At 65.6% G+C, this 12419-nt stretch carries 14 protein-coding genes; 6 read left to right on the top strand and 8 right to left on the bottom strand.

What is annotated here, in order from left to right; genetic code table 11:
* Nucleotides 1-452: 452 nt before the first annotated feature.
* Nucleotides 453-932, bottom strand: a complete 480-nt coding sequence (locus V6M49_RS09820; RefSeq protein WP_332760992.1) for an anthrone oxygenase family protein — start codon at nucleotides 930-932, stop codon at nucleotides 453-455.
* Nucleotides 933-1085: 153 nt separating this feature from the next.
* Here V6M49_RS09820 and V6M49_RS09815 point away from each other — a divergent pair, with 153 nt between their 5' ends.
* From V6M49_RS09815 to dhaM, 5 genes are all read left to right on the top strand, one after another.
* Complete coding sequence (locus V6M49_RS09815; RefSeq protein WP_332760991.1) at nucleotides 1086-3578, top strand: ATP-dependent Clp protease ATP-binding subunit; 2493 nt, start codon at nucleotides 1086-1088, stop codon at nucleotides 3576-3578.
* A gap of 122 nt (nucleotides 3579-3700) precedes the next feature.
* Nucleotides 3701-4216 (top strand): amino-acid N-acetyltransferase, encoded by a 516-nt coding sequence (locus V6M49_RS09810; RefSeq protein ID WP_141139158.1) that lies wholly within the window; start codon nucleotides 3701-3703, stop codon nucleotides 4214-4216.
* Between the two features lie 243 nt (nucleotides 4217-4459).
* The gene (dhaK, locus tag V6M49_RS09805) at nucleotides 4460-5461 is read left to right on the top strand and encodes a dihydroxyacetone kinase subunit DhaK (RefSeq protein ID WP_141139159.1); all 1002 of its coding nucleotides are present in this window, start codon (nucleotides 4460-4462) and stop codon (nucleotides 5459-5461) included.
* Nucleotides 5462-5463: 2 nt separating this feature from the next.
* Nucleotides 5464-6096: a dihydroxyacetone kinase subunit DhaL gene (gene dhaL / locus V6M49_RS09800; RefSeq protein ID WP_104060148.1), complete on the top strand. Its 633-nt coding sequence runs from the start codon at nucleotides 5464-5466 to the stop codon at nucleotides 6094-6096.
* Complete coding sequence (gene dhaM / locus V6M49_RS09795; protein WP_056347785.1) at nucleotides 6093-6800, top strand: dihydroxyacetone kinase phosphoryl donor subunit DhaM; 708 nt, start codon at nucleotides 6093-6095, stop codon at nucleotides 6798-6800. The genes dhaL and dhaM overlap by 4 nt, the downstream gene beginning before the upstream one ends.
* 17 nt (nucleotides 6801-6817) lie before the next feature.
* On the opposite strand, the gene V6M49_RS09790 is transcribed toward dhaM, so the two are convergent.
* The 5 genes from V6M49_RS09790 to V6M49_RS09770 form a co-directional block, all read right to left on the bottom strand.
* Complete coding sequence (locus tag V6M49_RS09790; protein ID WP_141139161.1) at nucleotides 6818-7111, bottom strand: DUF3040 domain-containing protein; 294 nt, start codon at nucleotides 7109-7111, stop codon at nucleotides 6818-6820.
* A 132-nt stretch (nucleotides 7112-7243) separates the two neighbouring features.
* Entirely contained in the window at nucleotides 7244-7738 is a 495-nt protein-coding gene (locus V6M49_RS09785; RefSeq protein ID WP_332760990.1) for a hypothetical protein, read from the bottom strand.
* 36 nt (nucleotides 7739-7774) lie between these two features.
* On the bottom strand, nucleotides 7775-8206 hold the full coding sequence (locus tag V6M49_RS09780; protein ID WP_332760989.1) for a DUF3592 domain-containing protein: 432 nt from the start codon (nucleotides 8204-8206) through the stop codon (nucleotides 7775-7777).
* Nucleotides 8207-8209: 3 nt separating this feature from the next.
* Nucleotides 8210-8641 carry a DUF3592 domain-containing protein gene (locus V6M49_RS09775; RefSeq protein WP_332760988.1) on the bottom strand — a complete coding sequence of 144 codons (432 nt, stop codon included), beginning with the start codon at nucleotides 8639-8641 and terminating at the stop codon, nucleotides 8210-8212.
* 65 nt (nucleotides 8642-8706) lie between these two features.
* On the bottom strand, nucleotides 8707-9696 hold the full coding sequence (locus tag V6M49_RS09770; RefSeq protein ID WP_332760987.1) for an A/G-specific adenine glycosylase: 990 nt from the start codon (nucleotides 9694-9696) through the stop codon (nucleotides 8707-8709).
* Nucleotides 9697-9848: 152 nt separating this feature from the next.
* Here V6M49_RS09770 and V6M49_RS09765 point away from each other — a divergent pair, with 152 nt between their 5' ends.
* Entirely contained in the window at nucleotides 9849-10532 is a 684-nt protein-coding gene (locus V6M49_RS09765) for a hypothetical protein (RefSeq protein WP_332760986.1), read from the top strand.
* A gap of 85 nt (nucleotides 10533-10617) precedes the next feature.
* Here the strand turns inward: V6M49_RS09765 and disA are convergent, their stop codons facing one another.
* Both disA and V6M49_RS09755 read right to left on the bottom strand, forming a co-directional pair.
* The gene (gene disA, locus V6M49_RS09760) at nucleotides 10618-11694 is read right to left on the bottom strand and encodes a DNA integrity scanning diadenylate cyclase DisA (RefSeq protein ID WP_104060140.1); all 1077 of its coding nucleotides are present in this window, start codon (nucleotides 11692-11694) and stop codon (nucleotides 10618-10620) included.
* A 254-nt stretch (nucleotides 11695-11948) separates the two neighbouring features.
* Nucleotides 11949-12419, bottom strand: a 471-nt coding sequence (locus V6M49_RS09755) for an ATP-dependent endonuclease (RefSeq protein WP_332760985.1), incomplete at its 5' end; no start/stop codon positions are given.

Below are 12419 nucleotides of genomic sequence, written 5' to 3'. Positions count from 1 at the left end.
CCTGTCTTCACCTTCGGGTGGGGGCAGGGTTTTTTGATGCCTTTTTTGAATGCGCAAAGACGGGCTTGGGTATGCGCAAAATCCTTGCTGACTAACGGCCTCCGGGCGCGCCGTTGGGCTAATCGTCGCGCAATTTTCTTGGGATGAGCCTGCGATTCGGTTTGAGCCTTCGGTCCGGGACGCCCGCTCGAATTCGCCCACTCGAATCTTTGCGTGGCGGGAGCCTGGAATGTCTGGAATTCGCGGGTAGTGGCGGTTTGCGGGCCGGTTTACGCAGTCCTGGCGGCGCTCCTATTGTTATTGGCGGCACCCCTCGGTGCTCGTGCCTACGCGGACTCGAGCCGCGTGTCAGTCAGGGTGGCGGTTCCGCGGTTCCTGGCGGCGGGAGCCTGAACGACGGAACAACTCACACGGCGCTGTTCGACTTCCGGAAATAGCGCGCTGGTGCAGTCTCACGGCTGACCCAGCGCTGCCCAGGCAACGCTGAGCGCGACCAGTGCGGCCAGCGACAGCCAGGTGCGGTGGATGTTCCACCGGGCCCACCGGCGTTCGAACGATTTTCTGGCAGCCGCGGCATCTCCAGACGCGGCCGCCAGGTGCAGAGCGTTATTCAAGGGGATGTTCGCGGCGAAGGTGATGACCAGGGTGGCCGTGTAGCAGGCCAGGGAAACAGAGAGGGGGAGTGCGCTGGCAAGCCCGTCGGCCCACGAAAAGGCTGCCGAGCCCGCCAATGCGAGGAAGGCACCGACGAAGCTCAGTGCGAACACCGGATTCTGGATGGCGACGTTGATCCCGGACATGGCACCGACAAATGTCCTATCATCGGTGGCGCGCAGTCCCGGCATCACCGAGCAGGCGTAGGAGTAGTAGAGCCCGCCGATCCCGGCGAGAGCCACGGTCGCGGCGGTCATGAGCAGGGTGATGATATCCATGGTGTTCTCCTTCGTTGAAGCGCTTGCACTGATCCAAGCGGCGCTGGGTGACGGGAGGTTGAACACGTCATGTTTCCCCTGTGGCGAACACGCTCCCCAAGTGGGGGTCCGCCACGTAGCATCAAAGTACGTCGTAGCTAGGAGTGTGGCGAAATGTTTGAGCGATTTACGGACCGTGCCCGTCGCGTAGTTGTGCTTGCCCAAGAAGAGGCACGCATGCTGAACCACAATTACATTGGTACCGAACACATCCTCTTGGGTCTGATCCATGAAGGTGAAGGTGTTGCCGCCAAAGCTCTTGAGTCCTTGAGCATTTCGCTCGACGGCGTGCGCGAGCAAGTACAGGAGATCATCGGCCAGGGCCAGCAGGCCCCGTCCGGCCACATCCCCTTCACCCCGCGCGCCAAGAAGGTGCTGGAACTTTCCCTGCGGGAAGCCCTGCAGCTGGGCCATAACTACATCGGCACGGAGCACATCCTGCTGGGCCTCATCCGCGAGGGTGAAGGTGTTGCCGCCCAGGTGCTGGTCAAGCTGGGCGCAGACCTCAACCGCGTCCGCCAGCAGGTCATCCAGCTCCTCTCCGGCTACCAGGGCAAGGAAACCACCGGCGCCGGCGTCGGTCCGGGCCAGGCCGAAGGCACTCCTGCCGGTTCCGTGGTCCTGGACCAGTTCGGCCGCAACCTCACCCAGGCTGCGCGCGAGAACAAGCTGGACCCGGTGATCGGACGCGAGTCCGAGATGGAACGCGTTATGCAGGTCCTTTCGCGCCGCACCAAGAACAACCCTGTCCTGATCGGTGAGCCCGGCGTCGGCAAGACCGCCGTCGTCGAAGGCCTCGCCCAGGCGATTGTCCGCGGCGACGTTCCGGAAACCATCAAGGACAAGCAGCTGTACACCCTGGACCTCGGTTCACTGGTGGCCGGCTCCCGGTACCGCGGTGACTTCGAAGAGCGCCTGAAGAAGGTCCTCAAGGAAATCCGCACCCGCGGGGACATCATCCTCTTCATCGACGAGATCCACACGCTTGTGGGTGCCGGCGCTGCTGAAGGTGCCATCGATGCTGCGTCCATCCTGAAGCCCATGCTGGCCCGCGGTGAACTGCAGACCATCGGTGCCACCACCCTGGATGAGTACCGCAAGCACATCGAGAAGGATGCCGCACTCGAGCGTCGCTTCCAGCCGATCCAGGTCAAGGAGCCCTCCGTCGCGCACGCGATCGAGATCCTCAAGGGCCTGCGCGACCGCTACGAGGCGCACCACCGCGTCACCATCACCGACGGCGCCCTCGCCTCGGCCGCGAACCTCGCCGAGCGCTACATCTCGGACCGCTTCCTGCCGGACAAGGCCATCGACCTGATCGATGAAGCCGGTGCCCGGTTGCGTATCCGCCGGATGACCGCTCCGCCGGAGCTGAAGGCCATGGATGAGCGGATCGCCAAGCTGAAGATGGAGAAGGAATCCGCCATCGACGCGCAGGACTTCGAAGGCGCCGCTGCGCTTCGGGACAAGGAGCAGAAACTCATTACCGAGCGCTCCGAGAAGGAACGCCACTGGAAGTCCGGCGGCATGGATGACATTTCCGAGGTGGATGAGGATCTCATCGCCGAGGTATTGGCCAACTCCACCGGCATCCCGGTCTTCAAGCTGACCGAGGAAGAGTCCACGCGCCTGCTGAAGATGGAAGACGAACTGCACAAGCGTGTGGTGGGCCAGAACGAGGCCATCAGGTCCCTGTCCCAGGCAATCCGCCGTACCCGTGCAGGCCTGAAGGACCCCAAGCGTCCGGGCGGCTCGTTCATCTTCGCCGGCCCCACCGGCGTCGGCAAGACCGAGCTCGCCAAGGCCCTGGCCGAATTCCTGTTCGGTGACGAGGACGCCCTCATCACGCTGGACATGTCCGAGTACTCGGAGAAGCACACTGTTTCACGGCTCTTCGGGGCCCCTCCGGGCTATGTCGGCTACGAAGAGGGTGGCCAGCTCACCGAGAAGGTCCGCCGCCGTCCGTTCTCCGTGGTCCTGTTCGACGAAGTGGAGAAGGCGCACGCCGACCTCTTCAACTCACTCCTGCAGATCCTGGAAGACGGCCGCCTGACCGACTCCCAGGGCCGTGTGGTGGACTTCAAGAACACCGTGATCATCATGACCACAAACCTGGGCACCCGGGACATCTCCAAGAGCGTTGCCACCGGCTTCCAGTCCGGCACAGACACGCAGACCGGCTACAACCGGATGCGCGCCCGTGTGACGGAAGAGCTCAAGCAGCACTTCCGTCCGGAGTTCCTGAACCGTGTGGATGACGTTGTGGTGTTCCCGCAGCTCACCCAGGACGAGATCATCGAGATCGTGGACATGTTCGTTGGGCGCCTGGAGAAGCGCCTCAAGGACAAGGACATGGGCATCGAGCTCACCACCGCGGCCAAGGTGCTCCTGGCGACCCGCGGCTACGATCCCGCCATGGGTGCCCGGCCGCTGCGCCGCACCATCCAGCGCGAGATCGAGGACCAGCTCTCCGAGAAGATCCTGTTCGGCGAGCTCCACGCCGGCGACATCGTTGTAGTGGACGTGGATGGCGAAGGCGACGACGCCAAATTCACGTTCGCCGGCAACGCCAAGCCGCTCATCCCGGAGATCGCCCCCAGCGTCTAAGGCAAGACAGCAAAGGCCCCGCCCGCTCCCTAAAAGGAGCAGGCGGGGCCTTTGTGCGTTGGCGCGCCCCCAACATAGCCGGGCCGCCCGACCCAGCGTGGCGGCCACCGTAGGATTGTGGGGTGACCGATTCTGACTCCTTCCATATCCGTTCTGCACGTACCACTGACGTGGCCGCCATCAAGCGCCTTGTGGCGCCGTTGGCTGAGCAGCGGATCCTGATGGCGAAAGAAACGGTTGCCTATTACGAGAGCCTCCAGGAGTTCCGGATCGCAGAAGCCGACGACGGCGAAGTCATCGGCTGCGGCGCCCTGCACGTTATGTGGGAGGATCTCGCCGAAGTCCGCACGCTGGCCGCATCGGACGCGTGGCGTGGCAAGGGGGTAGGGCACGTGCTGGTGGAAAGCCTGCTGGCCGAGGCCCGTGAACTGGGCGTGGCCCGGGTCTTCTGCCTCACGTTCGAGGTGGATTTTTTCAAGCGCCACGGCTTCGAGGTCATGGCCGACCAGACGGCGGTGGACCCGGTGGTCTACTCCGAGCTGCTGCGTTCCCATGACGAAGGCGTTGCCGAGTTCCTGGACCTGGCGCGGGTCAAGCCCAACACCCTGGGCAACACCCGCATGATCAAGACCCTCTAGGCACCCCCAATCACCCTGCCGCGGGCAACCGCGGGAAGAAGTTACCCTGTGACATAAATAGCTTTATGTCGAATTGATGGATAAACTGACAGGGTTGCAGTGTGGGGCCTGCCGTAAGGGACAGTCATTGGGGGCTGTCCCTTACCGCTTCCGCCGCATCGTTGCAGGCTACCGGACTTCAGGCGCCGGTAGTAGGGTCAAAGTGCATCCTCCAGGACGCACCCACACCCCAGGAGTTCTGCCATGAAAAAGCTCATCAATGATCCCCGTTCCGTGGTTGACGAATCCGTCGAGGGATTCGGTCTGGCCCACGCGGGACTGGTCACCGTCACCGCCGATCCGAAGTACGTCACGCGCAAAGACGCGCCGGTGGCAGGGAAGGTCGGACTAGTTTCCGGCGGGGGAAGCGGCCACGAGCCGCTCCACGCCGGGTTTGTCGGGCTGGGAATGCTCGACGCCGCCGTGCCGGGGGCGGTGTTCACCTCGCCGACGCCGGACCAGATTCTTCCGGCGACGCTCGCCGTTAACTCGGGTGCCGGCGTCGTCCATATCGTGAAGAACTACACCGGCGACGTCCTGAACTTTGAGACCGCAGCGGAGCTGGCGCAGGCCGAAGGTGTGGACATCCGCACGGTCCTTGTCAATGACGACGTCGCGGTGGAGGACTCCCTGTATACGGCAGGCCGCCGCGGAGTGGGCGGCACCGTTCTGGTCGAGAAAATCGCCGGCGCCGCGGCTGAGCGGGGCGATAGCCTCGATGCCGTGGCCGCGATCGGTGACCGCGTCAACAGCAACGTCCGCACCATGGGGGTTGCGCTGACCGCGTGCACAGTACCGCATGCGGGAACGCCCAGTTTCGACCTGGCGGATGATGAGATCGAGATCGGCATCGGCATCCATGGCGAGCCCGGCCGGCACAGAATACCGATGGAGAACGCTGACGGCATCACCGACCGCCTGCTGGACCCGGTCCTCAGCGACCTGGGCATCACCGGCGGCGAAAAAGTACTGCTGTTCGTCAACGGCATGGGAGGCACCCCCCTGAGCGAGCTGTACATCGTCTACCGCCGCGCTGCCCAGGTGATCGCAGAACGGGGAGCCGCCGTCGAACGCTCGCTGGTGGGGAACTACATCACGTCCCTGGAAATGCAGGGCTGCTCCATCTCGGTGCTCCGGCTCGACGATGAACTGACGCAGCTGTGGGACGCTCCGGTGCACACTGCAGCCCTGCGTTGGGGCGTGTAACCGTGGTGCTGGACGTGACGTGGGCCGTCAGATGGCTGACTCTCTGCGCCCAGGCCATGGCGGAAAACCGGGTGTGGCTCATCGAACTCGACCGTGCGATCGGGGACTCGGACCACGGCGAGAACATGGACCGCGGTTTCCAGGCCGTGCTGGAGAAACTGGCCGAAGCGCGGCCGGAGACCCCCGGTGCCGCCCTGAAACTGACTGCGATGACCTTGATGTCCAAGGTGGGCGGCGCCGCAGGTCCCTTGTACGGAACCGCGTTCCTGCGCGCCTCCACCGCGTTGGGCGACGCCGCCGAGATTGATCCGGGGCGCCTTGCCGATGCGCTTGTGGCTGCCCGTGACGGGATCGTGGCCAGGGGCAAGGCCGAGTCCGGCGACAAGACCATGGTTGATGCCTGGACCCCCGCCGCGGAGGCGGCGCAGGCCGCCGCGGCGGACGGCGCAGGCACCGTCCTTGGAGTTCTGGTCGCAGCCGCTGAGGCGGCTGAGGCCGGCGCCGTGGCCACCGAGCCCCTGGTCGCCCGCAAGGGCCGCGCCAGTTATCTGGGGGAGCGGAGCGCGGGCCACCGCGATCCGGGGGCCGCCTCCAGCGCTCTTATACTGCGGGCCGCCGTGGGGGCCGCAGCGTGACGGTGCGCCTGGTGGTGGTGTCCCATAGCGAAAAAATAGCCGACGGCGCCGTGGAGCTTGCCGCCCAGATGGCGCCCGACGTCGTCATCCTCGCCGCCGGGGGCACCGCCGACGGCAGGATCGGAACGAGCCTGGAAAAAGTCATGTCTGCCCTGGACAAGGCGGCCGGCGGCGATGGCGTGGTGGTCCTGACGGACCTGGGATCTGCAGTGATGACGGCGGAATCGGCCCTGGAGCTCGTGGAGGAGCCGGCCGGTGTGCTCCTGGCGGACGCGCCCCTGGTGGAAGGCCTCGTGGCTGCTGCCGTGGCCGCACAGGGCGGCGCCGACGTCAAGGCAGTCAAACGTGCCGCCGAAGCGGTCTACGGATTGGGCCCGGAAGTGGCGGCTGCTTCGCGGGTGCTCGCCGAAAGCACCGTGGCTGAAGGGTCCGTCACCGGTTCAGGGCCGGACTTCACCGGAGACTTCGAACTGGTGAATGAGGCCGGCATGCACGCCCGTCCCGCCGCCAAGATCGCGGGCGGTCTGGCGTCCCTCAACGCCGAGGTCACGGTCAACGGGGTGGATGGCGCGTCAATGACATCCCTGATGACCCTGGCGGCAGGCAAGGGATCCTTGCTCCATATCGAGGCTTGGGGGCCCGACGCCGAGCGTGCCCTGAACTACGTCGGCGGCCTGGTGCAGGCAGGCTTCGGCGAGCCGTAGGCCGTGGCCTGAGTTGCCTATTTGACCTGGCTGTTGCGGCCCAGACTAAAGGACCGCTTGTCCACGAGCAGGTACGTGCCGGCTCCCATCAGCAGGAAACCGCCGACGCCGACCGCGATGATCTGCGTGCTGACCCCGGCAATGAGCAACACCAGCCCGAGCAGGCATGCGATGGCACCGAGGTAGATACGGCGCCCAAACCTGAGGCCCACGGAGCCGGTCGAGAGTTCCTCGGCGAGCCTCGGATCCTCTGCGGCCAGGCCAGATTCCAGCTCCTCGAGCTGTTTCCGCTCCCTATCTGAAAGTGGCATCCTTACCCCTTTCCGGCGGGGAACCTGTGCTAAATCCAACGTTGCCGATGCTGGTAATACAGACCGTAGAAGTGTCCTGAGTGGAAGTCAAGGGCGGGTTTGGCGGGGCTTATTTGCCGCCAGCGAGGGCCGTCAAACGGCCTGTCGCAGTCCCTCGGCGTCGAGAATCACCGAAGCCGTGACGAACCTCCCGCAATGCTCACCGTAGGGATAGGCGCCGCGGGGCCGGAAATCCAGGGTGCGCACAGGGAGGGCCGATCCGCCGGGAGAAGTACCCGTGGCGGTCAGCGCCATCGGGGCTTCCGTGAGGGACTCGAGCATCAGCATCCCGATCATGGTCCCGTCCGGGGAAGCGGTGGCGGAGCAGGCGCCGTCTGGTGTGCAGCCCTGGTCAATCGAGGCAGTGCCGGGAGAAAGTTCGACGGGGGCTTCCTTGCAGACGCCGTCCTGGCAGGCCTTGAGCCGCAGCGATCCCACGTGCGCCACGTACTCCCGGGCCACGGTCACCGAGACCACTGACGCCTGGGCAATCATCGGGCACGGCGGCGGGACGGGGTAGTAGTAGTAGCAACCGGAGGTGAGAACCGCCGTCGTCATCAGTGCCAGAAGTACACCGGGCTTGCCCATACTTCAGCGTAAATCCGGAGCCGGAAGCCGGCACTGCTACCAGGAAATTGATGCAAACATTGTTATGGCTGTTGCGCCGAAGATCACCATAATGAGACCCGTCGCCATCCGGCCCTTGGCAACAACAAAGACCGGCAGCGTGGATTCGGCGGGATTGGCCGGGTTGTAGACCACAGGGATGTGGGTGCCGATGATCGCCTGGTCCTGGCTGTAGATATCGGACTGCCCCAGCCAGCGCTTGCCGCCGGCGTCCGCGAATTCATACGACGGTGCAAACCGGTTCCGGCCGTTGCTCGCGGGTCCGTCCGTGCCGTGGAGGTTTCCCGTGACGGTGGCCGAAGCCCTCTGCCACCCCGCCATGGAACGTTTCCGGCGGAGGGACGCGGCCAGGGACAGCCCCATCAGGATCAGGCCCGCAGCAAGGAAAAGCCCGGGCAGTACGACGAACAGCAGTTTCAGGGAGTCCACGGTTCAGCCCAGCGGGAAGGCGCCGGCGGCCCAGAACAGCAGCAGCGCGAAGAATGCGAAGACCGGCATCAGGCACCCGATCACCATCTTGGATTCGGACGCCACCTGGAACGACTGGGTGGGATTCGCGGGGTTGTAGGCCACTTCCAGGGGCGATCCCGGTACCTGCTGGTTGGCGTACGAGACCTCGGATTCGCCCGCATACAGGGTCCCGTCGGGGTCGGCGAACTGGTAGGTGGGGTAGAAGCGCCGGCTCCGCGTTGAGCCGCCTCCGCCATGTGTCCAGCCCGCCACGTTGCCGGTCACGGTCGCCTGCACCTTCGGCCAGCCGGCGATCAGTTTTTCCTGCCGCTTGGTTTTCCGCAGTGCACGGACCAGTGCAAAAATGACGCCCGCAACAAACAGCGCCCAGATAATGTACAGCACGATTCTCATGAATTTCCCCCGGTTTGAGTCACCAGAAAGTATGCCATCCAGGCGCGGGCCACCCTAAAGACGCCTCAGGCGGGCAGCCGGTAACCGCCCTGGTGCAGCTCGGCCAGCCCGTCGCCGAGGAGGCCGGCAATGGCACGTTCGAGCTGTTCCGGCGCGGAGTTCAGGCGGTGCAGTGCGGACAGCGGCACGCCGATTCCGTCCGCCGTGAAGCCCAGGTCAGCAGGCTCCCGCTGGAACATTTCCACCGGCACCGGTGCGTCCGCAAGCCGGAGCACAGCCATCACGGCACCCCGGACCTGCCGGTCAGTTCCGTGCCACGCCTGACCTTTGGGAACGTACGACGGCGGCGGCTCGCCGGCTGCCAGCCACGCACAGGAGTCCCGCACCGGGCAGTCCGCGCACTTGGGCGCCCGCGCCGTGCAGACCAGCGCCCCCAGTTCCATAACCGCAGCATTCCAGTGCACGGAGGTCCCGACGTCGTTCGGCAGCAGTTCCGCCGCGAGCCGCATCTCCGCAGCGTTCAGCGATGGTGAGGGGAGCGCGACACCGGATACCAGGCGGGCGTGCACACGCCGGATGTTCGTGTCCACCACAGTCTCCCGGCGTCCGAAGGCAAAGGCGGCAACGGCCGCGGCCGTGTAGCCGCCCACCCCGGGCAGGGCCAGCAGCTCCGTGTAGTTGCCGGGGACCCTCCCGCCGTGGTCGCTGACGATGGCAGCGGCGGCTGCGTGCAGGCGGAGTGCCCGGCGGGGGTAGCCGAGCCTGCCCCAGGAGCGGACGGCTTCCCCTGCAGGCTCGCCGGCGAGGGCGGCGGGGGTGGGCCAGCGCTTGAGCCATTCCCGCCAGACAGGCAGCACCCGCACCACAGGGGTCTGCTGCAGCATGATCTCGCTGACCAGGACTCCCCACGGTGAGCAGTGGCGTTCGCGCCAGGGCAAGTCCCTCGCCGTCTCAGCGAACCAGCCGGTGATCCGGCGGTGCAGCGCGGCGAGTTGGTCGGGGCGGAGGTCATCCGTGCCGAACGGGGCTGTAACGGGGGCGCCGTCCGCGCGCATGGCTGGGGAAAGGGTTGTAGCGTCGATCCCAACACTGTAGTGGATTCCCGGGAGCCCGAGCGAAGATGCCGCGGACAAACTGTGACCTAGCGTTGGCCGGGGGACCGGCGTGGTGGAACGGCAGAATCCGGTGGGTTCTCTAGCCTAGAAGGATGGGCAGGCAAGGCAATTCATCACCGCGCAAGACGGCATCCGCATCCGGTTCCCGGGGCGGTTCCGGCGCTACCCGGCAGCCGAGCGCAGCCGTGTACCGCCGCCGCCGGCTGTTTGTGGGAACCGCTCTGCTGATGGCGGTGGCGCTCACGTTCGGTGGCTTTGCGGTGGCAGGCGCCTTCAGCGGCACCAAGCAGGCATCCTCCACCGACGGCGCCAGCGAATCCGCCGCCGTCCCCGCCCCCTCGCCGTCGGAAACTGCGGGCAGCGAACCCACCCCCACTCCAACGCCTTCCTGCAACCAAAACCTGGTGACGGTGTCCGCGTCGACCGACAAAGCCGCCTACGGCCCCGAGGAGAACCCGCTGCTCACCCTGAAGGTGACCAACGGCGGAACCATGCCCTGCGAGGTGAACATCGGGACGTCCCAGATGGAGTTCCTGGTGACCAGCGGCGCGGACAGGATCTTCTCGTCCAGGGACTGCCAGGCCGAAAGCGAAGACCTCGTAAAGACGATTGCCCCGGGCGCCAGCGAAACGGCGAACTTCCCGTGGAGCCGGAACCGCACGCTGGAAGGCTGCAGCCTCATCGAGGCCAAGCCAGGAGCAGGCGGGGCATACTACATTTTCACGGCAAAGCTCGGCTCGAGGGCCAGCCCCAAGGCAGTGTTCCAGCTCAGCTGACCCTCATCCATTGCTCCAACAAGGCCCTTTTGGGGGCGCTAAAGGGCCCGTGTGGAGCAATCGATGTGGATTATCGGTGGGGGGATTAGAGGAAGCGGTCCAGCAGGCTGGCTTCGGCCATCCGGCTCAGGCCTTCGCGGACGGTCCGGGCGCGCTGGTCGCCGATGCCGTCGACGGTCATGAGGTCGTCGATGGTGGCCGCCATCAGGAACTGCAGGCCGCCGAAGTGGTCCACCAGGCGGTCGGCAACAGCCTTGGGGACCGCCTTGAGGCCGGACAGCAGCCGGTAGCCGCGGGGCTGAACCACGGCGTCGAGGTTGGCCTCGCCGCCGGCAAAACCGACGATCCCTGAGATCTTGCCCAGGTCGATCAGCTCCGTGGGGCCGAGGTTCACCAGCGCGCTGACGGCCCGTTCGATGTCCTCCGCGGACGCGTCCGGTCCGGCGTAGTCGCGGATGATGACGTCGCTGCCGGGACCGCGGCCCACTGTCAGCTCATCGAGCTGGAGGGAAAGCAGGCGCCCGTCCTCGCCAAGTTCCAGGACGTACTGCGAGATTTCCTCGGAGATCCGGCGGACCATTTCCTGGCGCTGCAGGGTGACCGCGACGTCGCGGACGGTCACCATGGCCTCGATCTCCAGGGCGGACAGGGAACTGGTCACCTGGTCCAGCCGCGAACGGTACCGCTCCAGCGTGGCGAGGGCCTGGTTGGCGCGGGCCAGGACCTTCTCGGATCCTTCCAGCACGTGCCGGAGCCCGTTCACGTAGAGGGCGATGATCTGCATGGACTGGCTGACGGAAATCACGGGAACGCCGGTCTGGATGGCCACACGTTCCGCCGTGCGGTGCCGCGTGCCGGATTCCTGGGTTTCGATGCTTGAGTCCGGGACCAGCTGGACCGCGGCGCGCAGAATGTTGCCGGCGTCCTTGTCGCAGATGATGGCGCCGTCCATCTTGGCCAGTTCACGGAGCCTTGTGGGGGAGAAGTCGATGCCGATGTCGAACCCGCCGGAGCAGATGGAATCGATGGTTCGGTCCGAGCCCAGCACAATCAGCGCACCGGTCCGCCCCCGGAGGATGCGTTCCAGGCCATCGCGCAGCGGCGTGCCTGGAGCCACTCTGCCCAGAGTCGCCTTGAGCGATTCTTCGGGGCTCCGAGCCATAGGTGTTCCCTTCCAAGGTGCAGACTGCCGCCCGCAGGTATGCCGGTTTTACACTCAGCCGGCAGGATCAAAAGTACTCAGTTTCCCGCAAGCTCAATGATAGAGGTAAGAAGCGGCAACAACCGCACGGACAAGCCCCAAAGTGCCCCTTTAATGGGTGCCGCGAAGTGCCTCGGGAACGCGTACGACGGCGGCTGTCCGATGAGCATTTTGTGGCCTTTCACAGAAACAACCCGCCGGACGGGGTGGTCACATCAGAAGGATGAAACGAGGCGGGCGAGCGGCGGAGGTGCCTGCCCTGCCGGCAAGGCGTCGACGAGCAGTTGCGCGTACCGGAGCTTGTTGCCGCTGCGTCCCCCAAAGAAGCGGCGCAACTGCGCCGTAATCGGCCGCTCTCGCTGTGACGGCTGGCGCTGGAGGATCCGGAACGACGCGAGCTCGCCTTGGGCCGCGATGACGTCGAGCACACCATCGACACCAAGGCAGCGGATGAGTTCGTCCTCCAGGTCGGCGTGACAGACCTGGAACCCAAGCTCGTCCAGCGAACCGGACCCGACGCCTGCCCGGGCGAGCGCACGGGCGACGACACGGGACTCGCCGGCATCACACAGGCCGAGCAACCGGTGGCCTGCGCCGTCCGGGCCGTAACGGTCGAGGAAATGGACGATGCTGGTGGCGCCTCCCATCGGCACGACCGTCACACGCTCGGCTGTCAGATCATGGCC

Source organism: Pseudarthrobacter sp. (assembly GCF_036675385.1).
Classification (GTDB): Bacteria; Actinomycetota; Actinomycetes; order Actinomycetales; family Micrococcaceae; genus Arthrobacter.
The sequence above is the reverse complement of the archived record's forward strand: the minus strand, read 5'-3'. Positions and strand labels throughout refer to the sequence as shown.

What these genes read in the sequence shown, in the direction of transcription:
- V6M49_RS09820 (WP_332760992.1), bottom strand. Translation starts at nt 932, where the DNA reads ATGGATATCATCACCCTGCTCATGACCGCCGCGACCGTGGCTCTCGCC.
- V6M49_RS09815 (WP_332760991.1), top strand. Translation starts at nt 1,086, where the DNA reads ATGTTTGAGCGATTTACGGACCGTGCCCGTCGCGTAGTTGTGCTTGCC.
- dhaK (WP_141139159.1), top strand. Translation starts at nt 4,460, where the DNA reads ATGAAAAAGCTCATCAATGATCCCCGTTCCGTGGTTGACGAATCCGTC.
- V6M49_RS09790 (WP_141139161.1), bottom strand. Translation starts at nt 7,111, where the DNA reads ATGCCACTTTCAGATAGGGAGCGGAAACAGCTCGAGGAGCTGGAATCT.
- V6M49_RS09785 (WP_332760990.1), bottom strand. Translation starts at nt 7,738, where the DNA reads ATGGGCAAGCCCGGTGTACTTCTGGCACTGATGACGACGGCGGTTCTC.
- V6M49_RS09775 (WP_332760988.1), bottom strand. Translation starts at nt 8,641, where the DNA reads ATGAGAATCGTGCTGTACATTATCTGGGCGCTGTTTGTTGCGGGCGTC.
- V6M49_RS09770 (WP_332760987.1), bottom strand. Translation starts at nt 9,696, where the DNA reads ATGCGCGCGGACGGCGCCCCCGTTACAGCCCCGTTCGGCACGGATGAC.
- V6M49_RS09765 (WP_332760986.1), top strand. Translation starts at nt 9,849, where the DNA reads ATGGGCAGGCAAGGCAATTCATCACCGCGCAAGACGGCATCCGCATCC.
- disA (WP_104060140.1), bottom strand. Translation starts at nt 11,694, where the DNA reads ATGGCTCGGAGCCCCGAAGAATCGCTCAAGGCGACTCTGGGCAGAGTG.